Source organism: Parafrankia sp. BMG5.11, assembly GCF_004337455.1.
In genome coordinates this window covers 107629-133162 of sequence record NZ_SJXI01000017.1, presented here as the reverse complement: position 1 = coordinate 133162, position 25534 = coordinate 107629, and the positions used below count along the sequence as shown (strand labels likewise).

General features: G+C 74.6%; 20 protein-coding genes and 1 pseudogene. 14 read left to right on the top strand and 7 right to left on the bottom strand.

Annotated elements, in window-relative coordinates:
• Positions 1–314 precede the first annotated feature (314 nt).
• The 4 genes from E0504_RS13780 (at position 315) to E0504_RS13765 (ending at position 4003) form a co-directional block, all read left to right on the top strand.
• Positions 315–860, top strand: a complete 546-nt coding sequence (locus E0504_RS13780) for a MarR family winged helix-turn-helix transcriptional regulator (RefSeq protein WP_018500376.1) — start codon at positions 315–317, stop codon at positions 858–860.
• A 129-nt stretch (positions 861–989) separates the two neighbouring features.
• Positions 990–2486 carry a CapA family protein gene (locus tag E0504_RS13775; RefSeq protein ID WP_235013845.1) on the top strand — a complete coding sequence of 499 codons (1497 nt, stop codon included), beginning with the start codon at positions 990–992 and terminating at the stop codon, positions 2484–2486.
• A gap of 239 nt (positions 2487–2725) precedes the next feature.
• Entirely contained in the window at positions 2726–3253 is a 528-nt protein-coding gene (locus E0504_RS13770; protein WP_112105703.1) for a DoxX family protein, read from the top strand.
• A 120-nt stretch (positions 3254–3373) separates the two neighbouring features.
• Positions 3374–4003, top strand: coding sequence for a phosphoribosyltransferase (locus tag E0504_RS13765; RefSeq protein ID WP_112105681.1), 630 nt, complete (start codon positions 3374–3376; stop codon positions 4001–4003).
• Positions 4004–4033: 30 nt separating this feature from the next.
• Here the strand turns inward: E0504_RS13765 and E0504_RS13760 are convergent, their stop codons facing one another.
• Positions 4034–4282 carry a DUF6158 family protein gene (locus tag E0504_RS13760; RefSeq protein WP_071065954.1) on the bottom strand — a complete coding sequence of 83 codons (249 nt, stop codon included), beginning with the start codon at positions 4280–4282 and terminating at the stop codon, positions 4034–4036.
• A gap of 55 nt (positions 4283–4337) precedes the next feature.
• On the bottom strand, positions 4338–4586 hold the full coding sequence (locus E0504_RS13755; protein ID WP_207912529.1) for a hypothetical protein: 249 nt from the start codon (positions 4584–4586) through the stop codon (positions 4338–4340).
• Positions 4587–5121: 535 nt separating this feature from the next.
• On the opposite strand from E0504_RS13755, the gene E0504_RS13750 reads away from it, so the two are divergent.
• Both E0504_RS13750 and mscL read left to right on the top strand, forming a co-directional pair.
• Positions 5122–7464, top strand: coding sequence for an Hsp70 family protein (locus E0504_RS13750; RefSeq protein WP_112104773.1), 2343 nt, complete (start codon positions 5122–5124; stop codon positions 7462–7464).
• Positions 7465–7575: 111 nt separating this feature from the next.
• The gene (mscL, locus tag E0504_RS13745) at positions 7576–8085 is read left to right on the top strand and encodes a large conductance mechanosensitive channel protein MscL (protein WP_200835148.1); all 510 of its coding nucleotides are present in this window, start codon (positions 7576–7578) and stop codon (positions 8083–8085) included.
• 141 nt (positions 8086–8226) lie between these two features.
• Here the strand turns inward: mscL and E0504_RS13740 are convergent, their stop codons facing one another.
• Both E0504_RS13740 and E0504_RS51290 read right to left on the bottom strand, forming a co-directional pair.
• Complete coding sequence (locus E0504_RS13740) at positions 8227–8763, bottom strand: hypothetical protein (RefSeq protein ID WP_020463898.1); 537 nt, start codon at positions 8761–8763, stop codon at positions 8227–8229.
• Between the two features lie 227 nt (positions 8764–8990).
• Positions 8991–9356, bottom strand: a complete 366-nt coding sequence (locus E0504_RS51290; RefSeq protein ID WP_207912528.1) for a hypothetical protein — start codon at positions 9354–9356, stop codon at positions 8991–8993.
• Between the two features lie 786 nt (positions 9357–10142).
• Here E0504_RS51290 and E0504_RS13730 point away from each other — a divergent pair.
• The 3 genes from E0504_RS13730 to E0504_RS13720 are packed head-to-tail and all read left to right on the top strand — an operon-like array spanning position 10143 to position 15312.
• On the top strand, positions 10143–10934 hold the full coding sequence (locus E0504_RS13730) for an ABC transporter ATP-binding protein (RefSeq protein WP_241831864.1): 792 nt from the start codon (positions 10143–10145) through the stop codon (positions 10932–10934).
• Positions 10931–12676: a GAF domain-containing sensor histidine kinase gene (locus tag E0504_RS13725; protein ID WP_112104774.1), complete on the top strand. Its 1746-nt coding sequence runs from the start codon at positions 10931–10933 to the stop codon at positions 12674–12676. Before E0504_RS13730 ends, E0504_RS13725 begins: the two co-directional genes overlap by 4 nt.
• Complete coding sequence (locus E0504_RS13720; protein ID WP_112104775.1) at positions 12676–15312, top strand: ABC transporter permease; 2637 nt, start codon at positions 12676–12678, stop codon at positions 15310–15312. The genes E0504_RS13725 and E0504_RS13720 overlap by 1 nt, the downstream gene beginning before the upstream one ends.
• Positions 15313–15348: 36 nt before the next feature.
• Here E0504_RS13720 and E0504_RS13715 read toward each other — a convergent pair whose 3' ends face one another.
• From E0504_RS13715 to E0504_RS50365, 3 genes are all read right to left on the bottom strand, one after another.
• A complete protein-coding gene (locus tag E0504_RS13715; RefSeq protein ID WP_020463902.1) occupies positions 15349–15744 on the bottom strand; it encodes a response regulator transcription factor in 396 nt (131 codons plus the stop codon).
• Positions 15745–15795: 51 nt separating this feature from the next.
• The gene (locus E0504_RS13710; protein ID WP_018500389.1) at positions 15796–16503 is read right to left on the bottom strand and encodes a response regulator transcription factor; all 708 of its coding nucleotides are present in this window, start codon (positions 16501–16503) and stop codon (positions 15796–15798) included.
• A gap of 157 nt (positions 16504–16660) precedes the next feature.
• Positions 16661–17458 (bottom strand): hypothetical protein, encoded by a 798-nt coding sequence (locus tag E0504_RS50365; RefSeq protein WP_165938509.1) that lies wholly within the window; start codon positions 17456–17458, stop codon positions 16661–16663.
• Positions 17459–18032: 574 nt separating this feature from the next.
• On the opposite strand from E0504_RS50365, the gene E0504_RS13700 reads away from it, so the two are divergent.
• From E0504_RS13700 to E0504_RS13680, 5 genes and pseudogenes are all read left to right on the top strand, one after another.
• Complete coding sequence (locus E0504_RS13700; RefSeq protein WP_071064827.1) at positions 18033–18728, top strand: response regulator transcription factor; 696 nt, start codon at positions 18033–18035, stop codon at positions 18726–18728.
• Positions 18729–18742: 14 nt separating this feature from the next.
• Positions 18743–20602 carry a cell wall metabolism sensor histidine kinase WalK gene (locus E0504_RS13695; RefSeq protein WP_112106989.1) on the top strand — a complete coding sequence of 620 codons (1860 nt, stop codon included), beginning with the start codon at positions 18743–18745 and terminating at the stop codon, positions 20600–20602.
• 132 nt (positions 20603–20734) lie between these two features.
• Positions 20735–20956: pseudogene (locus tag E0504_RS13690) on the top strand (Uma2 family endonuclease); the annotation flags it as partial.
• A gap of 105 nt (positions 20957–21061) precedes the next feature.
• On the top strand, positions 21062–23338 hold the full coding sequence (locus tag E0504_RS13685) for a glycosyltransferase family 39 protein (protein ID WP_131624687.1): 2277 nt from the start codon (positions 21062–21064) through the stop codon (positions 23336–23338).
• Positions 23339–23858: 520 nt separating this feature from the next.
• Positions 23859–25439 (top strand): bifunctional glycosyltransferase family 2/GtrA family protein, encoded by a 1581-nt coding sequence (locus tag E0504_RS13680; protein ID WP_235013804.1) that lies wholly within the window; start codon positions 23859–23861, stop codon positions 25437–25439.
• Positions 25440–25534 lie beyond the last annotated feature (95 nt).

The window sequence follows — 25534 nt, the reverse complement described above, 5'->3', positions numbered from 1 at the left end:
GCATAGCTCGGCCCGTGCGACGGCGCGGTCGACGCGGGCGGTGAGACCCCAGGGACACCACGAGAGACACGCGGCGCGGCGACCGATGACCGGCCGGCGGATATCTTTCGGCGAGTAGTGATGTTTTGACGCATGCCGGATGAGTTACCCGTTCCGGGGGGTCGTCCTGGCTCGATTCCTCCGGCTTGCCGGCAACGGGCGTAGAGATGCGAGATGATGACCAACGCGAAGCCCTGCCGTCGCGCGCTCGAACGTCCCCGCCCTCCAGCCCGGAATGGAACGAAGCCCTGACCCCGCCCGCACGAACCGAGCATGTGACCATCGAAACCGGTGAGGACGCCGTGAACCAGCGATACCCGGGACCGAGACGGCCGGCCGAGGAGACCGACCCCGGCCGCGCGCGGCCCGTAGCAGACCTGTCGACACACCCCGGACAGCTTGCCCGCCGTCTGCAGCAGGTCACATATCAACTGTGGACCGCCACTGTGTCCACCGAGACAACCCCGCCACAGTTCGTGGTTCTCAACAGCCTGCTCGCCGACCCCGACATCGACCAGCGCACGCTGGGCGAACGGGCGTCGCTGGACCGCTCCACCGTCGCCGACGTGGTCGCGCGACTGGTGCAGCGGGGGCTGATCCGCCGCGTGCGCGATCCCCGTGACGGCCGCCGCAACGTACTGCGGCTCACGCAGCGCGGCGAATCGACGCACAGCCACGTCGCTGGGCGGGTGGAGCGGATGAACGACCTCCTGCTCTCCCCGCTCTCGGCGGACGAACGCACCGCCCTGCTCTCCATGCTGACGCGGATCGTCGAGTCCGTGCCGGCGATCTCGGCGGCCGAGGGGAACGCCGCCGTCTGACGGCAGGATCGGCCTCACCACCGACAAGATCCGATCAGCACCGGATCCAGCTACTAAAAGTAGTGAGGCCAACACCCATCACCTAGGTTGAGAGGGGTCCACCCCTCCGATCAGGCCCAGGCGATGGGAATGATGTCCCGCAGACGCTCCGCACGCGGCCCGCGCCGCGGCCCGCCTCGCCCGGCGGGCCGTTCCGGGCCGGCGGGAGCCGCGGAACGCCACGAGTCACCGCCGGCGGCGGGTCACAACGACCCGCCGCCGGCGCGGCACGACCCGCCGCAGGCGCGGCTCCTGGTGGCGGCGGTCTGCGTTCTGGCGATGGCGGCGCTGGGCCTCGGGCTCTTCTCCGATGTCCTGACCCGGCACGTCCTGACCCTCGGCGCTGGCCGGGCCGGTGGCCCGCCGCCCGCGGGCAGCGCCGGGGGACCACCCACGCGGGACGCCACGGCGGAAGAGGCGGAACAGCCCCCCTGGGGCGCTGCGGCCGGTCAGCGGCCGGGGCCGGTGTGGCCACCGCGGGCCGGCAGCCCGTCCGATGCCGGGGACACGACCGAGCTCACCCTGACCTTCAGCGGCGACCTGGTCCTCGGCCCGTCCAGCGCCCGCGCGGCGCTGGCACCGCTCGGCAGCCTGTTGTCCTCCGCCGACCTCGCGATCTGCCGCGGGCCGGCTCCCACCGCCCACCCGGAGGTCATCGCCGAGGCCCTGCGGCGGGTGGGCTTCGGCGCGTGCGCCACCGCGTCCGGCCGGGCGGCCCGGCTGGGCGGTGCCGGGGTGCGCGGCCTGCTGGACGCCCTCGACGGCGCGGCGATCGACCACAGCGGCACGGCCCGCGAGCCGCTGGACGCCGCCACCCTGTCGCTGCTGCCCGTGCGCGGCGGGCAGATCTCGCTGCTGTCCTACACCGAGGACGCCGGCACCGACCCCGCTCCCGGCTCACCCGGAGCGGACCCGCCCGGCTGGACGGTCAACGAGCTGGACCCGGCGCGGATCCTGCGGGACGCCGCCCGCGCCCGCCAGGCCGGCGCCGACCTCGTCGTGGTCGCGCTGTCCTGGGCCCCCGACCAGGCCGAATCCGCGCGGAGCGCGCCGACGGAAACGGCGCCGACGCAGCGGCAGCGGATGACCGCGCGCGAGCTGCTCCACTCCCCACTCGTTGACCTGGTCGTGGGCACCGGCACCGGCACGGTGCGGCCGGTCGAACGCGTCGACGGCAAGTACGTCGCCTACGGGACGGGCTCGATCACCGTCCCGGCAGCGGGCGGCCCCAGCGGCGGTGCCGGTGGCGTCCCCGGCGGCGGCCCTGGCAGGGAAGCAGGCGCCGAACCGGGCGTGGACGCCGCCGGGCGGGACCGGGAGCGGGACGGCGCGCTCCTGCACGCCCGGGTACGGCGCACGGCGCTCGGCTGGGTGGTCGTCGGTCTCACCTACAGCCCGACCTGGACGGGGCCGGACGGCGTCGTCCGCCCGGTAGCGGACGCCCTCGACGACCCGGGCACGTCCGAGGCGGCACGGGCCGAACTGACGGTGTCCTGGCTGCGCACCGTGGCCGCGCTGACCTCGCTGGGACAGGTCGACGGGGTCCGTCCGGAACGGGTGCCGCGCCAGCCCGGGGCCGGTGCCTGACGCCCGGTGCCGATCGACTTCCTCCGCATCCGGCCCGACATCGGAGTGAGCAGTTACTTTGGCCTCCAAGCTGTCGAATCTGGACCGCAGTACCGCTACCGTCTGATCTCATCGTCCACCCGACCCACGACGGCGCCGGTTCCACAGGCACCCGAAGCCGGGCACCCACAACCGATCACCTACACCCGATGGTCCGAACCGGTCCGGACCGGCCGGTCCCCTCCTGGGAGGCAGTACCCGTGACCTCGCCCGACACCGCGGCGCTCATATTCAGAATCATCGTCGGCCTCACGCTGGTCGCCCACGGCTACAACCACGTCTTCGGGCCCGGCGGGATCCAGGGCACCGCGGGCTGGTTCTCGAGCATGGGCCTGCGGCCCGGCATCGTGCATGCCTGGACGTCCGGCCTGGTGGAGATCGCGGCCGGCTTCGGGCTCGCCTTCGGCTTCCTGAACTCGTTCAGCGCCGGTGCGATCATGGGGACGATGGTGGTCGCCGGGATCACCGCGCACCGCAAGAACGGCTTCTTCATCTTCAAGCCGGGCCAGGGCTACGAGTACGTGCTCATGATCGCGGTCCTGTGCCTGGGAATCGCCATCCTCGGCCCGGGCAAGGCCTCGCTCGACCACGCGATCGGGATCGACGACGACCTCAACGGCTGGGTGGGCGCGATCATCGCCCTCGTGCTGGGAGTCGGCGGCTCGGTTGGCCTCCTTGTGACCTCGTGGCGCCCGAACAAGCCGGCATCCACGACGCCGGCGTCCTGACCCGCGACCGCCTGACCCGCGACCACCCGAGCCGCGGCCGCCGAGCGGGCCGCGCCACGGACCGGACGACGGATCGCACCACCCGGGTCATGGCGGGCACGGCGGGGTAGGCCCACCCCCGTGTACCTGTTCGCCGACCGGCGCGAGGCCGGCGCGCTGCTGGCGGACCGGCTCGCCGGCTCCGCCGCGGGCGTACTCGTCCTGGGCCTGCCCCGGGGCGGCGTGCCGGTCGCCGCCGAGGTCGCGAGCCGGCTCGGCGCCGAACTGGACGCGCTGACCGTGCGCAAGCTCGGCGCGCCCGGCCAGCCCGAGTACGCCATCGGGGCGATCGCGAGCGGCGGGATCCGCATCGTGAACGAGCCCGCGGTGCTCCGGCTCGGGCTGGCCCCCGACGTCGTCGACGCCATCGCGGACAGCGAGGGGCACGAGCTCGCGCGCCGCGAGCACGCGTACCGCGGTGACCGGCCGCCACCCGCGGTCGCCGGCCGCGAGGTGATCGTCGTCGACGACGGCCTCGCGACCGGCGCGACCATGGTCGCGGCCGTGCGGGCGATGCGCTCGGCCGGCGCGGCGCGGGTGACCGCCGCCGTACCGGTCGCCTCGGGTCAGGGGGCGCAGACCCTGCGGCCAGAGGTCGACGCCCTCGTCTGCCTGGCCGTCCCCGACGGCTTCATGGCCGTCGGCCCGTACTACCGCGACTTCGGCGCCACCACGGACGACGAGGTCCGCGGGCTCCTCTCCCCCGTGTGACGCCTCCGGATCGCGGCGGTGGTCGCGGTACTAACCCGCGACGCCCGCGGCGCGGCGGCGGCCGGCCCGCGTCCGCCGCGGGTCCGGGCTGCCCGCGTCGGGGAACCGGCGCAGGTACTCGCGCTCCAGTTCCAGCATCCGCTGGGTGTGGGTCTCGAATGCGTCCTCGCTCCCGGCCAGGAACGTGTCGTGCCTGGTCAGGTGCAGATGCCGTACTTCACGGACGAGGTCGGAGTCGGAGAGTTCGGGCGCGGGAATTCCCTCGGGGCGGTGGGTCATGAAGGACCACTACCCCGTGCGGACGCCTCTCCCACTCCCCCGATGCGCTTCGCGCTCACGCCGGGGCACCACCGGGCAACAGGTCCGGCCCCGGCACCGGTGGGACGGGATCGGGCAGCGGGCTGGGCGGGACGGGATCCGGGTCGGGGCCGGGCGGCACCGGATCGGGCCCCGGGCCCGGCGGCACCGGGTCCGGGCCCGGGCCGGGCGGCACCGGATCGGGAACCGGGCTGGGCGGGACGGGGTCGGGCCCCGGGCCGGGCGGCGTCACCGCGCGCCAGATCAACCCCGGACCCGCTGCCACGACACCACCCCCGGCACCACCCGTGGCGGCTCCGGCGGCGCCACCTTGGGCTCCGCCCGCGGCTACGCCCCCGCCGTCATCCGGTCCGACGTCCACCCTGTTGATCAACCCCATGCTCCTGGTCCACATGGTCGGAACCTCCTCGTCTCCGCATGGCCCAGACCCGCTCGCCGCGCGCCGGCGTCTGGTGATCTCTCTCGTCGCCTACCCGCGTCACCGCGGGGCACACCCCCGCGCTGCCGGTCCGTGATCGCGCGGCCACCCGTCGGCCACCGGTCAGCCACCCGTCGGCCACCGCGGCTTCCCCCCGGCCCGACCGGTCGCGCCATGACGTCGGACGGCCACGCCCAGCGGTCACGGACATCCCTGGTGGGACGCGCCCGGCGGCCCGTGGGCGACCGTCGCTACGATTCCCGGGATGCTTCGGCCATCTCCGGACAACTCACCTTGATCAACAGGTCGGACGCCCGACCGGCGGTGAGGGATCACCTCTGTCCGGTTACGTAGGCCTGCGACGTCGACGGGGAGGGTGCCGGTGGTGGAGCCGATCCTCGCGATCGACTACGGCACCTACAGCGCGTCCGCGGCGCTGGTCGTCGACGGCAAGGTGGCCACGGTCCGGGAACCCGCGAGCGGCGCCGCCGGCTGGCCGGCCTCCGTGTTCGCCGACGGCGAGCTGCTGGTGGTCGGCACCCTCGCCGAGCGCCGCAAGCGGATCTGGCCCGCGGCCTACCGCGGCGGGGTCAAACGTGACCTGACCAGGAACGCCGCCGTCACCCTGGACGGCCGCGCCCACCAGCCGGCCGCGCTGGTCACCGCGGTGCTGGCGGCGCTGCGCGCCGAGGCCGAGGTCCAGCTCGCCGGGGAGGCGCTGCGCCGGGCGGTCGTGACCGTGCCGGCCAGCTACGACCCGGCCGGGCCGCTGCGGCGGACGATGATCCGGGCCGCCGAGGAGGCCGGCTTCGTCGACGTCGACCTGCTCGCCGAACCAGTCGCCGCAGCCTGGGCGCCGATGGGCCCCGCCGGCCCGCAGCCCGGCAACCTCGTCCTCGTCTACGACCTCGGCGGCGGGACGTTCGAGGCGGCCCTGGTGGTGGTCGGCGAGGACGGCCGCCACGAGCTGCTCGGGCACGCCAGCCTGCACGACTGCGGCGGGCGTGACTTCGACCAGCTGCTTTTCGACGAGATCCTCGGCCACTACGGGCCGGGCCTCGAGCCGCTGCTCAACCCGACCGGCGTCGGCGAGGTGTTCCAGACCGCCGCCAGCCGGACCCGCCACGAGCTGCTCGACTTCGCCCGCGCGGTGAAGCACCAGCTCACGGATGTCGCCTTCGTCGAGGACGTCTTCAGCCCCGCCGGCCTGCTCGTCAGCCTGGAACGGGACCGGTTCGACAAGCTCGCCTCCCCGACCCTGGCCCGGACGATGGCCTGCTGCCAGCACCTGCTGGAGAGCACCGGCATCAGCCCGGGGCAGCTCGACGGCGTGCTGCCGGTCGGCGGCTCGTCGCGGATGCCGGTGGTCACCGAGATCCTCGCCGGCCGGCTCGGCGTCGGCACCGACTGGCCGCACCAGCACGTGTTCACCGCCCCGGAGCCGGACCAGGCCGTCGTGCTCGGCGCGGCCTCCTGGGCGGCGACGGTCTCGACCCGGCGCACCGTCGCCGCACGGCCCGACCCGGTGGTGCGCCCGGCCCGCTGGGACATTCCCGGCGGGCGGGCCACGATGGTCCGCTGGCTGGTCGAACCCGGGGCCCGCTTCGACGCCGGGGCGGTGCTCGCCCGCGTCCGGCTGACCGACGGCGCGCTGTTCGACCTGGCCGCCGAGGGTCCGGGCAGCCTCGTGGAGACCCACGCCGAGCCGGGTTCGGCCGTGCGCGACGTCGACTGGCTGGCCACGACGCTGCCGTCCGGCCCCGCGCCGGCCGGCTCGGCCCGGCCCGCCGACCTGCGCGGATTCGAGCGCAGCAACCGACCGTCCCGCAACGTCGAGGTGACGACGCGGGTGACGCTGACCGGGCACGAACGCGACGTCACCTCCGCCGCGTTCTCCCCCGACGGCCGGCTGCTCGCCACCACCAGCAAGGACGGCACCCGGCTGTGGGACACGACCACCGGCCGCACCGTCGGACGGCTGAGCGGGCGCAAGATCTCCGCAGTGCACGGCTGTGCGTTCTCCCCGGACGGCGACCTGCTCGCGACCACCGGCAGCGACAAGACCGCGCGGATCTGGGAGATCGCGACCGAGCGGCTGGCCCTCACCCTGGCCGGCCACAAAGGCCCCGTCTACGGCTGCGCGTTCTCCCCGGACGGCCGCCTGCTCGCGACGGTCAGCACGGACCGCACGGTCAAGCTGTGGGGGGTCTCGACCGGAACCAACATCGCCACGCTGACCGGGCACCGCGGCTCGGTGTACGGGTGCGCGTTCTCCCCGGACGGCCGGCTCCTCGTCACCGCGGGCGCCGAGTCGACCCTGCTCTGGGACGTCACGATCGGCGAGACGATCACGAGCCTGGCCGGGCACACCAACTTCGCGAACGGCTGCTCGTTCTCCCCCGACGGCCTGCTGCTGGCCACGACCAGCAACGACGGCACCCGTCTCACCGACACCCCGACCGGGACGACCACACTCACCCTGCCCGGCTCGGCGCAGAGCTGCGCGTTCTCCCCGGACGGCGTCCTGCTGGCGACGGCGAGCACCGACGACACCGCCCGACTGTGGGACGTCGCCACCGGGACGGCGGTGGCGACGCTGACCGGTCACAGCAGCACCGTCATGGCCTGCGCGTTCGCGCCCTACGGCCTGCTGCTGGCCACCACCAGCACGGACAAGACCGCCCGGCTGTGGGACATCACCTACACGCCGGACTCGGCGCGCTGACCGGGCTGCGCACCCGGATCTCACGCATCCGATGACCTGGGGCTTTACTCCCGATCATCCGGCTATAGCCTCCCCTCGGCAGTTTTGGTCCGAGGTTGTGGAGGAACAGGCGTGTTCGGGTGGCGGAAGGTCGTCAGTAGTGGTCGCGGTGTCGTCGAGCCCCCGACGCGGCTGATCACTCCGGGGCTGCGGGGCTTCAAGCAGTTCCTGATGCGGGGCAACATCGTCGACCTGGCCATCGCGGTGGTCGTCGGCACGGCGTTCACGGCCGTCGTTCAGTCGCTGGTGAAGAACATCCTCACGCCGTTGATCGCCGCGATCGGCGGCGAGCCGGACTTCTCCAGCCTGACGTTCACCATCAACGACAGCAAGTTCAGGTACGGGACGTTCATCAACGATGTGATCGCGTTCATCGTTGTCGCGGCGGTGATCTACTTCGTGATCGTCCTGCCGCTCGCCAAGGCGAACGAGATGCGCCAGCGTGGCGAGGAACCGGAGCCGCAGGAGGAGCCGGCGATCAGCGACGAGGCGAAGCTGCTCACCGAGATCCGCGACCTGCTCGCGGCGAACAACAACCCCGCCGCCGCGCCGCTGGCCGGCCAGCCGCCGCAGTACGGCTGACGGACAGCGGTCGGACGGCCGACCTGCCGGGCCGGGCTCGCCGTGGGCCCAGCCCGGCGGCCTCGGACCCGGGGCTCCAGTCGCCGGTCACTCGAACCCCGGGCGCCACGCGCCGGACGGGCGCCTCAGCCGAGGCGCCGGTCAGGCGTCGAAGCCGGGCTGGTCGCTCGGGCACTCCAGGTCGAGATCCGCGGCGACGGCGCTCGGGACGATGCCACAGCCGACCTCGTAGCTGCCGATCTGGATCAGCTCCCACCCCGAGTCGCCACGGTGCAGGACGCCCTCGGCCCGGTCGACCTCGTCCGTGACGGGCACGAGCTCGACCCAGGCCCAGCTCTGGTCGCTGCGGGCGAGGACGGTGCCCGTGACCCGGTAGCTCTCCGGCGGGACGGCGGACGTGAGGGCGCTGCTCCGGACCGCGTTCACGATCACCGACGACTCCTGCGCCGAGGGCACCACGGTGCCGGGCCCGCCGACGCTCGCCGTGACCACGCCGACCCGCTGCGCGGGCACCGGCGGCGCGACCGAGGTGGACCCCGACACCGCGAACGCCGTGCCGACCGTGACGGCGCCGGCGGCCACGACCGTGGCGGCGGTGACAGCGGGACGCACGGCACGCCGGTGGCCACCGGGGCGGGTGGACCGGCGCGGCGAGGCAGGACTGCGGTGGCGGGCCATGGGGTGCACGTACCCAGTCTGCGCAGATGAACCCACCAAATCGAGCGAGTTACCGGTCAGGCTGCCGACAGACCACATCCCACCCACTGCACGCATATGATCACGTTGCGGTGCAAGGGATGCCAGTACCACCAGATGCGACATGCCACCTGGTGGACCGGGGTGAGGACACCATCCGGCCCACCCTCGGCCCGGCTCAGCAACACGGCTCAGCGGCCCGGCCCGGCTCAGCGGTGCCGGCCGCGGGCGGCGTCCGCGGGCCGGATGCGGTACGCGGCCACGGCGGCGGCGAGCAGCCACAGCGGCGCCAGCAGGCCCGCCGAGTAGGCAGCCCGACCGGCAGGGTGGCGCCGATCGATATGCCGGACAGCGCCACGCTCACGGCCCCGAACCAGCGCGGCGGCAGCGGCGGCGAGCACGACACCCCACCAGGCGGCGTACTGCATCTGGCTGACCAGCACGCTGAACACCTCGACGTCGGCCGGCGTGTAGAAGTTGTCGTCGATGCCGCCGGGCACCCCACCGGCGAGCACGTGCCTGAGGCCGAAGGCGAAGATCAGGCAGGCGGCCGCCGCGCCGAAGGCCGTCCGCATCACCGGCACGGCGAGGCTGTCCGGCGCCCGGCGCCCGGCGGCCCAGCGCCCGGGTGAAACCGGCGGCGAACACGATCAGCGCCGCGACGGCCACGAACCCCAGCGAGGCCCCGGCCCTGATGACGGACCCGTGCTCACCCGCCTCGCGGTAGATTGCGTCCGTCCCGGCCTGCGTGATCCCCTCGTCCGGGTCCCAGCCGAGGACGAACGAGCCGAGCGCCCCGAGGACGGCCGCCGCCGCGCCCGCCAGCGGCCAGCGCCCATCGGAGCGACGCGGGCGGCCGTGCAGATCGAAGGTGTCCGGGGAGTCGTAACGGTCCCGGTCAGCACGGTCCCGGTCGACATCGGACGGGTTCCAGGTGTGCATTCGTGGGTCTCCTGCTCCTCGGTCGGTCCGCACCGCCCGTGGCCGCGGCACATTCGCCAGGAATGCCGCGAGACGGGGCAGATGGTCGCGGTCACGATCCGGGAGCGGAGCGTCGCGCGGCGAGCCTGGCACCCTGCGGGAACGGGTGAGGCCACCACCACCCGCACCGGCTGGGTGCCCGCCTACCGCGCGGCGCAGCCGTCGGGTGAAATGGTCAGTTCCCCGGGCCATCGGGGCGGCAGGGGCGGGGCGTCCGGATCACGGGGCGCGGGGTGTGAAGGAGCGCGGTTGCCGTGTCGGAATCGCCGGGGTCGCCGGAGCCGTCCAGGTCGTCAGAACCGCCCCGGTCGTCGGAGTTGCCGGAGTTGCCGGGGTCGCCGGGCACGGGTTCGGAGGAGCCCGCCGTCCGGTTACGGTCGGTGTACCGCACCTTCGATGCCGAGACCGCCCCGGTGCACGCGCTGCGGGGCGCCAGCCTGACCGTGGCCCGCGGTGAGTTCGTCGCGGTGATGGGGCCGTCCGGCAGCGGCAAGTCGACTCTGCTGAACGTCGTCGCCGGGCTCGAGCGGGTCGACGACGGGTCGGTCACCGTCGCCGGCATCGCGCTGACCGCGCTGTCCGAGGCCGACCTCGCCCGACTGCGCCGCCACCACGTCGGGATGGTGTTCCAGTTCTTCCACCTGCTCGAGGCGATGTCCGTGGCGGACAACGTCGTGCTGGCGGCCCGGCTGTCGGGGGCGGGCCGGCGGGCCGCCGTCCGGCGTGGGCATGACCTGCTCGACCTGCTCGGGCTGCTCGAGCGGGCTGACTCGATGCCGGGCACGCTCTCCGGAGGCCAGCGCCAGCGCCTGGCGATCGCCCGCGCGCTCGCGAACGAGCCGACCGTGCTGCTCGCCGACGAGCCGACCGGAGCGCTCGACTCCGCCGGCGCCGCCGAGGTCCTCGATCTGTTCACCCGGCTACACGAGCGCGGGCAGACCATCCTGATGGTCACCCACGACCCGCAGGTCGCGGCCGGCGCACAGCGGATCGTCACCATGCGCGACGGTCGCGTCTCCACCAGCGCGAGCGGCGGTGCCGGTGCCGGCACAGGTGCGGCCGGCGTCGCCGGTGCCGGCGGCGCCACGGTTGCGGCCGGCGTCGCCGGTGCGGGCGGCGCCACGGTTGCGGGCGGCGGCGCCGGCCGTGGGCGGGCCGAGGTGTCGGCGTGACCCACCCGCGGCGCCAGCTCCTCACCGCGGCGGCCCTGGCCGGGGCCGCGGTGACCGCCGCGTGCGCCGCCCCACGGCTGCTCGGCGCCGGAACGCCGCCATGGTCCGCCCCGCTGGCCGTGGACGCCGTCCTGCTCACCGCCGGGGTGGCCGCCGGCTGGGCGCCCCACGCGCGGCGCCGTTCCGAACGCGTTCTGACCATCGCCGCCGACCTCGCCTGCCTCGCCGCGATCGCGGCGGTGGGCCTCGCGGGCGCGCTGGCCACCCTCGGGCACCGCCCGCCGGACGGCGGCGAGAGCTTCACCGGCCCGGTCCTGATCGCGGCGGCCCTCGCCGCCGTCCTGGCCGCCGGGGCGCGGGCCCGGACGGCGGCGCTCGTCCGGCACGCCGTGCGGGGCGCCCGGTACGCGCCCGACGACGTCCTGCGGACCTTCGGCGAGGACGCGAGCCGCGGGACCAGCCTGGACGAGGCGCTGGCCGGGCTGGGTGACGCCCTGCGGCGCAGCCTCTCCCTGCAGCGGGTGGAGATCTGGACCGGCGCGGCCGGGCGCCTCACCGCCGCCGTCGTGACGCCGGAGAGCCCACCCCCGGCCGCTCCGGACGCCGGTGGGCAGGACGCCGGTAGGCCCACCGCGGGCGGTTCCGGTACTGCGGGCGGTCCCGGTGCCACCGCCGACGGGCCCGCCGAGGTCGGCTCGACGATCGCCCTCACCGCCGGTGATCTCATCGTGCTCGCGCGGACCAGGGTGGCGGGGCCCGGGTGGCTGTCGCTGTGGGTCCCCCAGCTCGCCCGCCGGTACCTGGACACCCAGGTACGGGTCGTCCCCGCCCGCGCCGGCGGCGCCCTGCTCGGGATGCTCGTCGCCCAGCGGCCACCGGAGGCCCCCCGGTTCTCCGAGGCCGAGGACCGGATGCTCGCCGAACTCGGGACACGGGTCGGCACCGTCCTGCACAACCGCCAGCTCGACGCCAACCTGCGCGACGCGCTCACCGACCTGCGGCACGCCAACGAAGAGCTGCGCGGCTCCAGGGCCCGCCTGGTCGCCACCGCGGACGCCGAGCGGCGCCGGATCGAGCGCGATCTCCACGACGGGGCGCAGCAGCAGCTGGTCTCGCTCGCCGTCGGCCTCCGGCTGGTCCGCGACCTCATCTCGGACGGTGACTCGGACGGCAGCGGCTCGCACGACAGCGGCTCGAACGACGGCGGCTCGAACGACGGCGACGGGTCCGGGCCCGGCGCGCCGGAACGCGACGAGGACCTGGCCGCCGCCGACGAGCTGCTCACCGCCATGGCCGAGCAGGTGACCGAGACGATCACCGAGGTCCGCAACCTCGCGCACGGCATCTACCCGCCGCTGCTGCGGTCCTCGGGCCTGACCGAGGCGCTGCGGGCCGCCGGGCAGCGTTCCACGGTGGGCGTGACGGTGCGGGCCGACGACATCGGCCGCTACCCCCCGGACGTCGAGGCCGCCGTCTACTTCTGCTGCCTGGAGGCGTTGCAGAACGCGGCCAAGCACGCCCCCGGCAGCTCGGTGGAGGTGACGCTCGGCGAGCGGGAGGGGTCGCTCACCTTCGCCGTGTGGGACGACGGCGCCGGCTTCGAACCGGAGAGCTCCGCACGTGGCCACGGCATGACGAACATGGCGGACCGCATCGGCGCGATCGGCGGCACGCTGCGCTGGGAGTCGTCCCCCGGCTCCGGGACGGGCGTCATCGGCGTCGTGCCCGTGGGTGGCGGCTGATGGCCGTCCTCGGCGCGATCGGGATGATCGCGCGCAGTGAGCTGCGGCGGCGGTGGGCGGCACTGGTCGCCCTCGGCGTGCTCATCGGCATGGTCGTCGCCGTGGTCGCCGGGACGGCGGCGCTCGTCCGGCGCACCGCCACGGCGCACGACCGACTCGAGCGTGCCTCCTCGGTCGCGGACCTCCAGGTGAGCTACTTCAGCGACGACCCGGAGCTGGCCCGCAGGGTGGCCGCCATCCCGGGGGTCGCGCAGGCGTGGGCGGGCGTCGGGATGGTCGGGCGGCTGGAGGACCAGCCGTCGCTGGCCTACATCGGCATCATCGGCGGCCCGGCCGATCACCGCGGCCTGTACGAGCCCGTGGTGGTCCGTGGGCACGGGTATGACCCGGCCGCGCCGGACGAGGCCGTCCTCGACGAGCGGGCGGCCGCCCGGTGGGGGGTGGGCGTCGGCGACACGCTGCGGCTGCGGCTGCTGACGCCGTCGGACTTCCTCAGCTTCGACACCGGTTTCGGCACCCCGGGCGGGCCCGTCCTGAAACTGACGATCACCGGCCTGACCAGGATGGCCAGCGAGAACGCCCGGCAGATGCCGCTGGCTGTCAGCCCAGCGCTGGCAAGCCGGCTCGATCCCGTCTCCACCGCGGTCATGCTGCGGCTCGAGCCCGGCCCGCGGACCGTCGCGGCCGTCAGCACGGCGCTGCGGCGGCTGGGAGACGGCCTGGCGCGCGACCCGCTGGCCGGGGAGTTCCCCGCGCTGCAGGTGTCCCGGCCGGCGACCGACGGCGACGCCCGCATCGCCGCGACCCAGCGCGTCCTCGTCACCGGGCTGGTCGTCTTCGCCGCCGTCGTCGGCGTCGCCGGCCTCGCCGCCGCCGGGCAGGCGTTCTACCGCCACCACGCGGCGAGCGCGCACGCCCAGCGCATCGAGGCGGTGCTCGGCCTGACCGGGCTGGGCCGCGCCGGCGCGCGGACGCTGGCGGCGCTGCCCGCCGCCGGGCTGGCCGGGGTGACCGCCGCCGCGGGCCCCCTCATCGCGGGCCTGCTGGAACCGCTCGGGCCGCTCGCCTGGGTGGAGCCCCACCCGGGCTACGCGCCGCACGTCGCGCTGGTGTGCGGCGCCGGAGCGGCGGGCCTGCTCATCACCCTCCTGCTCGCCGGCGGCACCGCGGCCCGAACCGGACGTCGCCCGGCAGACCCGGGACCTCTCGTGCCCCGCCTGGGCATGGCCGCCCTGGCGGCCGGGGCCTTCGGGCCGGCGGCCCGGTTCGGCTCGTCGGCCGTGTCACCCCTGCCGGCCGCGTCGTCCCTGTCACCGGTCGGCTCGGCGGCGGCATCGGCGGCGACGGGCCAGGGTGGGGCCGGATCCCCGCTGGCCCGCGGCGCGGCCTGCATGCGCGGCCCGGTCTGGCTGTGGATCGGAACCGCGTTCGCGCTCGGGCGCCGCCGGGACCGCTCGCCGGCCACCCGCCGGCCCGCCGTCGCGGGCGCGGCCATCGGGGTGACCGGGCTGGTCGCCGCCGCGACGATCGCCGCCGGCATGAACCGCCTGGTCGACGAGCCGCAGCGGTACGGATGGAACGCGGATCTGGAGATCACCGACGCGCGCCCGGAGATCGTCAACCGGCTCGCGGCCGACCCCCGGGTCGCCGCCGTCAGCATGCTCGACGCCTCGACCGCGACCATCGAGGTCGACGCCGGGGGCCGGGCGTTGCGGGCGCCGGACCCCATCCAGGGCGACGGCCCGGGCGACGCCGGCCCCGGGGCGATCGGGCGGGGGGACACCAGCCCCGGCGAGGACGTCGCCGTCTACTCCCTCGCGCCGAAGGCGACCACGCGCGCCGGCCCGGTGACGTCCACCGGGGCGGTGGGATGGACGATCTTCGAGGGTGTGGTGCCGCGGGGCCCGAACGAGGTCGTCCTCGGCCCGCGGGCCGCCCAGCGGTTCGACCTCGGGGTGGGCAACACGGTGAGCGTGGCGGCGAACGACGGCGGGCACGCCGTGCTCACCGTCGTCGGCATCGGGATCGGCCCCGTCCCCGGCGGGGAGCGGCTCGGCGAGAGCATGCTCGTCGAGCCGGCCACGCTCGCCCGGGTCCAGCGGACGCAGCCGCTGCGCAGCGCGCTCGTCCGCGCCGTCGACCCGGTGAACCCGGTGAACCTCGCCGCCGCGCTGGGCACCGAGTACGAGCTGGACGTCGGCCGCCCGCCGACCGAGATCGCCAACCTGGGCGGCATCGGCCGGCTCCCGGCCCTGCTCCAGACCGTGCTCGCCGCGCTGGCCGTGGCCGCCGCGGGTCACGCCGCCGGAACCACCTGGCGGCGCCGCCACGGCGAGCTCGCGATCCTGCGCACCCTCGGCTTCACACCGTCCCAGACGGCCCGCATCCCGCTGACGACCTCGTGCGTGAGCGCGGCGCTGGCCGTCGCCGTCGGTATCCCGGCCGGCATGTTGATCGGACGTCTGGTCTGGTGGGAGATCGCGACCGCGACCGGGGTGTCCGCCGACCTGGCGATACCCGTGCGGGTGCTCGCCGTGCTCCCGCCGGCCGCGATCGCCGTCGGCCTGCTCGTCGCCGCCCTGCCCGCCTGGCGCGCGTGGCGGCTGCTGCCGGGGGCCGTCCTGCGCGGGGAGTGACCACCCCCCGCACGGGCCAGCCCCGGCTATCGGGGGCTATCGGGGCGGATCGGACGGCGGCGTGCGCCGGCTCCAGATCTCGCGTAGGACGCTCGGCGCCAGGTCCTCCTTGCACAGGTAGTCCAGCCCGCTGGCCGCGACGGCCGCCGGCAGGTCCGTCCGCCCGTACGTCGAGCACAGGACGACGACCGTGTCGGGCGCGTCCTCGCGGATGCGCGCGCCGGCGACCACGCCGTCGATACCGGGCAGGTTGACGTCCATGAGCACCAGGTCAGGGCGCAGCTCGGCGGCGGCGGTAAGCGCGTCCTCGCCCGTCTCGGCCTCACCGGCGAGGACGAAACCGGCGGCACGGCGCAGGACCGCGCGCACGGCGAGCCGGAAGGGCCGCTGGTCGTCAACGACCAGCACGGAGACCGCCGGAGGGGAGCTCATGGACACAGTCTCGCCGTGCGGCTCACGGTGCCCAAGGGTGCGACCATGTCATCAGGTCGGTGTGGCTACCTTCCCCGTCGACCCGCTTGCGGGGCGATGCCCCGAGTGCAGGTAGAGCAGGACGGCCTTCACCCGCCGGTTCAGGTCGGGCTCGTCGGTCAGGCCGAGCTTCGCGAAGATCGAGTTGCTGTGCTTCTCCACCGCCCGTTCGGACAGGACGAGCGTCCCGGCGATCGCCGCGTTGCTCCAGCCCTGGGCCATGTGGCTCAGCACCTCCCGCTCGCGCGGGGTCAGCCGGTCCAGCTCGGTGTGCTGGCGGCGCGCGTTCGCCGCGACCAGCCCCTCCACCACCGCCGGGTCGATCACCGACTCCCCGGCCGCGACCGCGCGGATGGCCCGCAGCAGGTCGTCCACGCCGGCCACCCGCTCCTTGAGCAGGTACGCCCGCCCGGACGAGCCGCCCTCGAGCAACGCGAGGGCGTAGGTGGCCTCGGCGTGCTGACTGAGGACGACGACGCCGACCGCCGGGCGCTCCCGCCGCAGCCACCCGGCGACCTTGATGCCCTCGTCCGAACGGGACGGCGGCATCCTGATGTCGGTCACCACCACGTCCGGATCGTGGTCGCGCACCGCCTGTTCCAGGGACGGCCGATCGGTCGCCGTGCCGACGAGCTCCAGGCCGTCCGCACGCTCGATCAGCGTTGCCAGACCATGCCGGAGCAGGGCGTTGTCCTCAGCGAGGACTACACGAACGGCCATTGGTCCACTGTAGGCGCGGCTTGACACCCGTAGCGGGCCACACGGACACGATGACGTCGTCCCGACGACACCCGCCGGGACAGGCCCGGGGCAGGGGTTCGGGGTCGGGTCGATGACGCGGCCACCGCGGGCCACGGTTGATCATGATGTTCCAGAACTAGGCGGCGGTGGCCACGGCCGTGCCGGTCTCGGTGCCGCCCCGCCCACCCTCCAGCCGGGTGGCTGACGGGACGAGGGCGGTCTGCCGCGCGAGCGGGGCTGCCATACCAGGCAACGGCGGCACCGGGGCGGCCCCGCCCTGGACGGTGGGGTCCGTCCCGCCCGACGCCGTGCCCTGTCCCGGCGGCGAGCCGGGGAACGCGCCCCCGCCCAGCCCGCCGCGCCCCGTCAGGCCGCCCGCTCCGCCCGGCGGCTGGCCCTGACTCTGGCCCTGACCCTGGCCCTGACTCGGAATCTGGCCCTGGGTCTGCCCCTGGCCCTGGCCGGTGGCCTCCTCGACGATCGCGGTCGCGGTCGCGGTGGCCGTCGACGGGGTGCCGTCGGCCGGATCGTCATCGGGCACGGTCGCGGTGACCCCGACGGTGTCACCGACGTCGACGTCGCCGATCCCACCCGTGCCGCCGTCCACGAGCGTTTCGTCCGTGACCGTGTAGGTCGCGGTGAAGCCGTCCGTACTGCGCACCGTGACGGCGGTGGGCTGCACTGTCGTGACCTCGCCGGACTGGGTCCGGACGGTCGTGTAGCCGCCGGAGCGGTCCGCGGTGACGTACTCCCCGTGCAGCGAACCGGTGCCGGTGCCGCCCGCCGTCACCGCCGATCCGGCCGGGTTCATGGCCTGGAACGGCCCGCCGCGCAGGCCGCCGGGGCCGCCGCCGGCTCCGTCCGAGCCGAGGCTGCTGGCGTTGACCGCGGCCGCCGCGCCGACGGCGAGAGCGAGCGCGATGGCTCCGGCCACGGCCGTCCGGCCCAGGCTCCACCGGGGCAGCGCACCCGAGGCCACCCGCGGCGGCGGGCTCACGCCGGGCACCGGCGCGCCGGGAGAGGCAGCCGCCCGGGACGAGGCCTCGCCCGGGGCCGACCCCGACCCCGACCCCGGCCCCGGCGACGGCGGCGGCGGCCCGCTCCAGGCCGGCGACCCGGTCCAGCCGGGCGTTTGGGAAGCCCCGCTTCCAGCCGCGTGGCTCCCGGTCGCCTGCGGCGCCGGCCATGTGCCCGCCTGCGGCGGCCCGTTCGTCGACGGCGGCTGGGGATTCCCTCCCGCCGGTGACGGGGGCGCCCCGCTCGACGGCGAGGACTCGGGCGGGTCGTCGGGCCCGACGTGGCTCATGTCCGAACTCCTCGTCCCGGCGGGTCGGTCGCCGCCGTCGGGAGGAGATTTCGCCGATAACCTGTGCGCAGCCTGTGACGACGCTGAGCGCTGGTTATGTGCCCACCGCAGCGGGCCGGCCACCGCGTCGCCCGCGCGGGCGCACAGCCAACCCACAGGAGATGTTCAGGAAGCCCACAGGAATGCATTCCATGCTGACGGAATGCAGCCGTCGAGCCCCCGCATTCTGGTCGTCGACGACGAGAACACGCTGTCGGAGCTGCTGTCCATGGCCCTGCGTTACGAGGGCTGGGAAGTGCGCACCGCGCAGGACGGGCGCGGCGCGCTGCGCGTAGCCCGCGACTTCCGGCCGGACGCGGTGGTCCTCGACATCATGCTGCCCGACATGGACGGCCTCGAGGTGCTGCGCAAGCTGCGCGCGGACAGCCCCGAGGTACCGGTGCTGTTCCTCACCGCCCGCGACGCCGTCGAGGACCGGGTGGCCGGCCTCACCGCCGGCGGCGACGACTACGTCACCAAGCCGTTCAGCCTGGAGGAGCTCGTCGCGCGCCTGCGCGGGCTGCTGCGCCGGCTGCACCGCTCGACGATCTGGGACGGCGCCGTGCTGGTCGTCGGCGACCTCATCATGAACGAGGAGAGCCGCGAGGTCACCCGGGCCGGCCGCGAGATCCGCCTGACGGCGACCGAGTTCGAGCTGTTGCGCTTCTTCATGCGCAACCCGCGCCGGGTGCTGAGCAAGGCGCAGATCCTGGACCGGGTGTGGAACTACGACTTCGGCGGCCAGGCGAACGTCGTCGAACTGTACGTCTCCTACCTGCGCAAGAAGATCGACGCCGGCCGCCCCGCCATGATCCACACAATGCGCGGCGCGGGCTACGTACTCCGGCCGGCGACCTGACCGGGCCCGTGACGATGACCGGCCCCACGGGCCCCACGGGCACCGCCGGCCCCACGGGCCCCACGGGCACCACCGGCACCCACCGGCGGCGCGGCCCGGCCGGCTGGTCGCTGCGTACCAGGCTGCTCGCGCTGCTCCTCGCGCTGCTCGCCGTGATGTCCACGGTGATCGTCTTCGTGACGGCGGTCGCGTTGCGCGGGGTGCTCGTCCAGCAGCTCGACGACCGGTTGGAGGACGCGAGCCGCCGCTGGGGGCTGACCAGCCAGGCCGGACCGATCATGCTGCCCGGCTATGGAAACGCCGGCCCCGGGGGTGCCGGAACTCCCAGCCTGGCCCAGCCGCCCACGCCGGACCTGACCGCCGACGAGCGGGTGGACTGGTTCCTGGGCTTCCGCGGTCAGCCGTCGGGGACCCTCGGCGCGGTCTTCAAGCTGCGGGATCCCGACACCACCACCCAGAGCTCGGCGCGCGAGGCGCTGCGGGGCGCGCCACCGCCGGGATCGGCGGCCCCGGACCTGACCTCCCTGATCGAGAGCGCCGCCGTCGCCGTCATCGACGACAACGGCGACGTGCAGCCGCTCACCGGCGTGGACGCCGCCGTGGTGGCCCAGATCCCGCTCGACGGCCAGGAACACACCCGCGCGATCGCCGACCAGGGCGACTACCGCCTCATCGCCCACTTCGACCCCAACGGGCAGACGGTGCTCGTCACCGGCGTGCCGATGAACGAGGTCAGCACGACCCTGACCGAGGTCGGGATCGCCGGCGCGATCGTGGCGGCGCTGGGGGTGCTGGCCGCGGGCATCGCGGGCGCGGCGATCATCCGGGTCACGCTGCGGCCACTGAACCGGGTCGCGGCGACCGCGAGCCGGGTGGCCGAGCTCCCGCTCGACCGGGGAGCCGTCGACCTCATGGCGGTGGCGCCGGACGTCGACACCGACCCCCGGACCGAGGTCGGGCAGGTCGGCGCGGCGCTGAACCGGATGCTCGGCCACATCGGCGCGGCCTTCTCCGCCCGGCACGCGAGCGAGACGCGGATGCGCCAGTTCCTCGCCGACGCCAGCCACGAGCTGCGCACACCGCTGGCGGCGATCAGCGGCTACGCCGAGCTCACCAGGCGCACCCGCGACACCGTCCCGCCGGACGTCGCCTACGCGATGGGCCGGGTCGAGTCCGAGAGCGCACGGATGACCGCGCTCGTCTCCGACCTGCTGCTGCTGGCCCGCCTCGACTCCGGACGCCCGCTCGTGCAGGAGACCGTCGACCTCTCCCGGCTCGTGGTGGACGCGGTCAGCGACGCCCACGTGGCCGCGCCCGAGCACCGCTTCGAGCTGGACCTGCCCAGCAGGCCCGTCGCCGTGGCGGGCGACCCGGCCCGGCTGCACCAGGTCCTCGCCAACCTGCTCGCCAACGCCCGCACGCACACCCCGCCGGGCAGCCGCGTGACGGCCCGACTGACCGTCGAGCCGGAACCCTCCGCTCCGGGGCCTTCCGGTCCCGCGGCGAACGGGCCGGGCGCGGACCGGCCGTCCGCGGTGCTCTCGGTGATCGACGACGGGCCGGGCATCCCGGACGCGCTGCTCCCGAAGGTGTTCGAGCGCTTCGCGCGGGGGGACAGTTCGCGTTCCCGCGCGGCCGGCAGCACCGGGCTCGGACTGTCCATCGTGGCGGCGGTGGTCGAGGCACACCATGGACGGGTCGCGGCCGCGAGCCGCCCCGGCCGCACCGCCTTCACCGTGGTCCTACCCCTGGACACCCCCGACCCGGGCACCCCGGACCCGGGCGCCCTCGACCCACCGGGCACCATCGACGGCTGCGCGCCCGACGCCGCCGATCCCGCCGTGACGGCCGCGGGGACCCGTCCTCACAGGTGATGCACCGGTGGGGCACTGTCCCACCCGGAGGTCGGGCAGTCGCCCTCGTTCGGTGAGCAGTTCCTCGGCCTGACGGCGCTAGGCTGATGTGGCGGGTTCAGGCCTGCCGGGTCTCCTGAGGGGACGTGCGCCATCGCTGCGGAGATGATCGCTCCTGCCTGGATGCATCAGCAGATCACGGCGGAGCAGTACGACTCCTGGTCCGAGGAGCAGTGCGCGGGCATCGAGATCGTGGACGGAATGGTCGTCGTAAGTCCCAGCGCGGCCAAGCGTCACAACCGGCTGATCAAGATCCTCGCGGTCGCCCTGGAGTCGGCGGCCGGGCCGGACTGGAACGCGGACTTCGACTTCGACGAAGTGATCGCCAGCGAGGCGGGCGCGGCCTAGGTGCCGGTACCCACAGGTGATGCACAGGTAGGGCACAAGGTCGGGAAAGGTCGACGTCCGACCCTGATCCTTATGCCGACCTCACCGACGCCGTCACCGCCGACCGACCAGTTCGACCATGCGGCCTACGCGAGGGCTGACCGTGCGGCCTACCCGAGGGCTGACCACGCGACCTACGCGGGGGCTGACCACGCGACCGTTCCGGGCACGCACTGGCCCGCCGGTGCTCCCGGGCGGGCGGGCGGGGCGTCCGGGCGGCGACGGCTGGCCGGCGACGGACGGATCGGCCGGTTCGCGCGCGGACGTCCCGACGATCCGCGGTGGGTGCGGCCCGCGCTGCTCGGGCTGCTCGCGGCGACGGCCGTGCTCTACCTGTGGGGCCTGGGCGCCTCCGGCTGGGCGAACGCCTTCTACTCGGCGTCGGTCCAGGCCGGCTCGGTGAGCTGGAAGGCGATGTTCTACGCCTCCTCGGACGCCGGGAACTCCATCACCGTCGACAAGCCCCCGGCCTCGATCTGGGTGATGGCGCTCTCCGCGCGCGTCTTCGGGGTGAACGCCTGGAGCATCCTCGTCCCGCAGGCGCTGATGGGCGTCGCCACGGTCGGCCTGCTCTACGCCGCGGTGCGCCGGGCCTTCCCGGCCGGCGCGGCGCTGCTCGCCGGGGCCGTCCTCGCGATCACCCCGGTCGCGACGCTGATGTTCCGGTTCAACAACCCGGACGCCCTGCTCGTCCTGCTGCTGGTCGCCGCGGCGTACGCGACGCTGCGCGCCGTCGAGACCGCGGGCACCCGCTGGCTGGTCTGGGCCGGGGTGTTCGTCAGCTTCGGCTTTCTGACGAAGATGCTGCAGGCGCTGCTGATCGTCCCGGTGCTGGCCCTCGTCTACCTCGTCACCGCACCGACGCGGTTCACCCGGCGGCTGTGGCAGGTCGGAGCGGGCACGCTCGGACTGATCGTCCCGTCCGGGATCTTCATCGCGATCGTCGAGCTCGTCCCCGACTCGGCCCGCCCGTACATCGGCGGGTCGCAGCACAACAGCATCCTGGAGCTGACTCTCGGCTACAACGGCCTGGGCCGGCTGACCGGCAACGAGTCCGGCAGCGTCGGCGGCGGCGGCGGTGGCGGCGCCCGCACCATGTGGGGCACGACCGGCTGGGGCCGGATGTTCGGCTCCGAGGTCGGCGCGCAGATCTCCTGGCTGTTGCCGACCGCGCTCGCCCTGCTGGTGGCGGGCCTGTGGATCACCCGGCGCGCACCCCGCACCGATCCCGGACGGGCCGCGCTCGCGGTCTGGGGCGGCTGGCTGCTGGTCACCGGCATCGTGTTCAGCCAGATGCAGGGCATCTTCCACGCCTACTACACGGTCGCGCTCGCCCCCGCGGTCGGCGCCGTGGTCGGTATGGGAGCCGCGACCCTGTGGCGCCGCCGTGAGCACCCGATCGCCGCGGCCACCATGGCCGGGATCCTGGTGCTGACCGCGCTGTGGTCCTACGTCCTGCTCGACCGCACACCCGACTGGAACCCGTGGATGCGCTGGGTCGTGCTGATCGTCGGTTTCGCGGCGGCACTGCTGCTCATCGTGCTCTCGCGGCTGCCGCGGGCGGCCCGGCTGGTGGTCGTCGCGGCCGCGCTGGTCTCGGCGCTGCTCGGGCCGCTCGGCTACTCGATCGCGACCGCGGCCACCCCGCACACCGGTTCCATCCCGTCCGCGGGCCCGGCAGGCTCGGGCTTCGGCGGACCGGGCGGTGGCGGACGGCAGTTGTTCGGCGGACCGGGCGGCGGCAACGGCGGGGCCCAGCAGGGGACGACGCAGGTCCCCGGCGGCGGCACTGCTCCGGGAGGTACAGCTCCGGGCGGCACGGCCCCCGGAGGGACGGCCCCCGGAGGCACTACTCAGGGCGGCACTGCTCCCGGCGGCACGCAGGGCGGCCCCGGCGGTGGCATGGGCGGCCTGCTCAGCGCCGGTAACCCCAGCGAGGAGGTCCTCGCGCTGCTGGAGGCGGACGCCTCGTCCTACACCTGGGTGGCGGCGTCCGTCGGGTCGAACAACGCCGCCGGCTACCAGCTCGCCAGTGGCGATCCGGTGATGGCGATCGGTGGCTTCAACGGCAGCGACCCCTCCCCCACCCTCGAGCAGTTCAAGCAGTACGTGGCGGACGGCCGCATCCACTACTTCATCGGCGGCGGCGGCTTCGGCGGGCAGAACGGCGGAAGCCAGGCGTCCAGTGACATCGCGGCCTGGGTCGCGGCGAACTTCACCGCCACCACCGTCGACGGCACAACCCTCTACAACCTGACCACCCCAACCACCACCACAACCACCACCCCAAGCGGCACCACCACAGCCTGACCCCGACTCGACACAACCGTGGCGGGTGGGTGAGTCCATGGACTCACCCACCCGCCACACATCGTTGCGCCCGGTCCAGGGAGACGGGGGGCGGGGAGCGGGGCCCACTCCAGCCAGCGTGTCGGGGCGGTCCCGCCCTCACGAACAGCAAGCCAGGTGTCGGGGCGGTCCCGCGCTCACGAGCAGCGGAGCCACAGCCCGCACCACCACGACGAGGTCAGACCGTCACCTATCGGACAAAAACCCCGCACATCGGGGTGGCCTGCTCGCCGTTTCGCATCTCGCTCGCCCTTTCAGAGCGAATTTCGCCGGGAATGCCCCCTGAAACGGCGAGTAGCCGAGCACCAAAACGGACCCGGGGCCTCCACCGCCAAACCGAGGCCCGCCGACGGCCGGCGCACCGAGACGCCCAGCCCAACCCGGCCCGGCCCAACCCGGCCCAGCCCGGGGGGCTGGTCTCACAGCGGGGGCACAGGGATGGCACACGCCGGGCACAGGCCCTGGGCGGACCGTGAACAACATGACGACGGATGCCAGGACCAGCGGCGGCAGGGTGACCAGCTCCCACGCGGTGACGGCGGAACGGACCGACCTGGTGCCCAGGCCGCGGGCCGGACTGCTCCCGGCCGGCCAGCCCGTGCTCGACGTGGTCGTCCCGGTCTACAACGAGGAGAACGACCTGGCTCCCTGCGTGCGCCGGCTGCACGCCCACCTGCGGGGGGCCTTTCCGTATCCGTTCCGGATCACGGTCGCCGACAACGCCAGCACCGACACGACACTGGTGATCGCCCGCACGCTGGCGGGCGAGCTGCCCGAGGTCTCGGTGATCCACCTCGAGGCGAAGGGACGCGGCCGGGCGCTGCGTACCGCCTGGGGCGCCTCCGCCGCACCCGTCCTGGCCTACATGGACGTCGATCTATCGACGGACCTGGCCGCGCTGCTCCCCCTGGTCGCCCCGCTGATCTCGGGGCATTCCGACCTCGCGATCGGGACCCGGCTCTCACGGTCGTCCCGGGTCGTGCGCGGCCCGAAGCGGGAGGTGATCTCGCGCTGCTACAACCTGCTGCTGCGCGGCACCCTCGCCGCCCGGTTCACCGACGCCCAGTGCGGTTTCAAGGCCATCCGCGCAGACGTCGCCACGAGCCTGCTGCCGCTGGTCCAGGACACCGGATGGTTCTTCGACACGGAGATGCTGGTCATCGCCGAGCGGTGCGGCCTGCGCATCCACGAGGTCCCGGTGGACTGGGTCGACGATCCCGACAGCCGGGTGGACGTCCTCGCGACCGCGATGGCGGATCTGAAGGGCGTCGCCCGGCTCGCCCGGGCCCTCGGGACGGGTGCGCTGCCCGTCGCGCAGCTGCGGCACGAGTTCGGGCGCGCTCCCTTGACCTGGACGCCCAGCACGGGCACGGACACGGACACGGACACGGACCAGCCGGCCCGGTTCGAAACGACCGGGCCCGGAACGACCACGAGCGGAGGCGGAGTGGCCGCAGGCGGAGCCCCCGAAGCAGCTCCCGGAGCCGGAGCTCCCGGAACAGCGGCTCCCGGAACAGCGGCGACCGGAGCGGCAGCGTCCGGAGCGGCCGGCAACCGGGCGACGGTGATCGGAGTGCCCGCCGGGCTGACCGGGCAGCTGCTGCGGTTCGCCGGGGTGGGGATCGCCAGCACACTGGCCTACCTGGTGCTGTTCGTGCTGCTGCGCACCGCGACCGGGGCCCAGGCCGCGAACCTGATCGCGCTGCTGGTGACGGCGGTCGCGAACACGGCCGCCAACCGCCGGCTCACCTTCGGGGTCACCGGCCGCGGCGACGCCGGCCGCCATCACCTGCAGGGGCTGTTCGTCTTCGCCATCGGGCTGCTCCTGACCAGCGGCTCGCTGGCCGCGCTGCACGCGGCGAGCGACTCCCCGGGGCGGTTCCCGGAGGTCAGCGTGCTCGTGCTGGCGAACCTGGCGTCGACGGTGGTCCGGTTCCTGCTGATGCGCGCCTGGGTGTTCCACCCGTCCCGGCTGCGCCGCCCGGCCGGTGGGGCGACCCGGTCAGCGGACGACGGCCCGAGCCGCTCGGGCCGCTCCGGGCACGGCGCGCACCAGCTCTGAGGCGCGGGTGTCCCACCGGATGCTGGCCAACCCCCGCTCGGCGGTGATCAGGAGCTCGAAATCAGCGGGTCGGGGTGGTAGGCGTGGAAGGTTCC

Bases quoted from the DNA above. Each gene is read 5' to 3' on its own strand.
- E0504_RS13775 (WP_235013845.1), top strand. From the start codon at position 990: ATGATGTCCCGCAGACGCTCCGCACGCGGCCCGCGCCGCGGCCCGCCT.
- E0504_RS13760 (WP_071065954.1), bottom strand. From the start codon at position 4,282: ATGACCCACCGCCCCGAGGGAATTCCCGCGCCCGAACTCTCCGACTCC.
- E0504_RS13740 (WP_020463898.1), bottom strand. From the start codon at position 8,763: ATGGCCCGCCACCGCAGTCCTGCCTCGCCGCGCCGGTCCACCCGCCCC.
- E0504_RS51290 (WP_207912528.1), bottom strand. From the start codon at position 9,356: ATGCGGACGGCCTTCGGCGCGGCGGCCGCCTGCCTGATCTTCGCCTTC.
- E0504_RS13720 (WP_112104775.1), top strand. From the start codon at position 12,676: ATGGCCGTCCTCGGCGCGATCGGGATGATCGCGCGCAGTGAGCTGCGG.
- E0504_RS13715 (WP_020463902.1), bottom strand. From the start codon at position 15,744: ATGAGCTCCCCTCCGGCGGTCTCCGTGCTGGTCGTTGACGACCAGCGG.
- E0504_RS13710 (WP_018500389.1), bottom strand. From the start codon at position 16,503: ATGGCCGTTCGTGTAGTCCTCGCTGAGGACAACGCCCTGCTCCGGCAT.
- E0504_RS13700 (WP_071064827.1), top strand. From the start codon at position 18,033: ATGCAGCCGTCGAGCCCCCGCATTCTGGTCGTCGACGACGAGAACACG.
- E0504_RS13695 (WP_112106989.1), top strand. From the start codon at position 18,743: ATGACCGGCCCCACGGGCCCCACGGGCACCGCCGGCCCCACGGGCCCC.
- E0504_RS13685 (WP_131624687.1), top strand. From the start codon at position 21,062: ATGCCGACCTCACCGACGCCGTCACCGCCGACCGACCAGTTCGACCAT.
- E0504_RS13680 (WP_235013804.1), top strand. From the start codon at position 23,859: ATGACGACGGATGCCAGGACCAGCGGCGGCAGGGTGACCAGCTCCCAC.